Here is an 891-nt window from a genome sequence, read left to right as displayed (position 1 = left end):
GGGCTTGTCGCAAACTTTCGGGCTTAACCGTATGTTGACCATAGGCATGGAATTTGCCGCTCCGAAAGTTGCGGAGCGAGCCCATGATTCTGAATGCTATTGCCGAGAAGCTGAAGCGCCAATCAAAGGATGACTTCAAAGGCAGGCATTTCGAGGCCTGGTTGATTGTACAGGCGGTTGCCTGGTACTTGCGCTACCCGCTCAGCTATCGTGACTTGGAAGAGATGTTTCGCGAGCGGGGCTTTGAGGTCGATCATAGCACGATCAACCGCTGGGTATTGGCCTATGCGCCGATGATCGAAAAACGGCTTCGGCAGTTTAGGCGCCCCCATTGCGGCTCGGTCAGAATCGATGAGACGTACGTCAAGATCCGCGGCAAATGGCGCTATCTGTACCGAGCCATCGACAAGCATGGCAATCCGGTAGATTTCCTGTTGACCGCTAAGCGCGATCTCGCCGCCGCCAAGCGGTTTTTCCGCAAGATGCTCAAAGACGAACCCTTGTTGTCGCCGACCAGGATCGGGACCGACGGGGCCAACACCTTCCCGTCAACGATCAAAATGTCGGTTGATGATGGGCTCCTCCATCCCGATCCCGTCCACTATGTCACCAAGCACCTCCAGCAAGGCATCGAAAGTGACCATTTCCGGGTAAAGAAGAACATGCCAAAGATCGGTGGCTTCCAATCCTTCAACACGGCGCGGCGAACCATCGCGGGTTTCGAGGCAATGCTGTGGTTGAGGAAAGGCTTCAGCTTTTCCGGCGGTTGGACTGTCAACGATCAGAACGATTTTCTTGCGCGCCTCTTCGGACTGCAAAAGATTAACAAAGCATGAAAATGAGGACGCTCAGGGGATAATCGCGCGCTCCGAAAATGTTTGCGACAGGCCC

1 protein-coding gene is annotated in these 891 nt (G+C 54.5%); it reads left to right on the top strand.

Annotated features, from left to right (window positions below; translation table 11 throughout):
* The first annotated feature begins 83 nt into the window (after window positions 1-83).
* Entirely contained in the window at window positions 84-836 is a 753-nt protein-coding gene (locus tag KWJ32_RS28135; protein WP_024899183.1) for an IS6 family transposase, read from the top strand.
* Window positions 837-891 lie beyond the last annotated feature (55 nt).

Origin of the sequence: Ochrobactrum sp. BTU2 (genome assembly GCF_024539785.1) — a bacterium.
GTDB lineage: Bacteria > Pseudomonadota > Alphaproteobacteria > Rhizobiales > Rhizobiaceae > Brucella > Brucella anthropi.
This window is presented reverse-complemented; position numbering and strand designations above follow the sequence as displayed.

Coding starts and splice junctions, on each gene's coding strand:
- KWJ32_RS28135 (WP_024899183.1), top strand. CDS start 84: ATGATTCTGAATGCTATTGCCGAGAAGCTGAAGCGCCAATCAAAGGAT.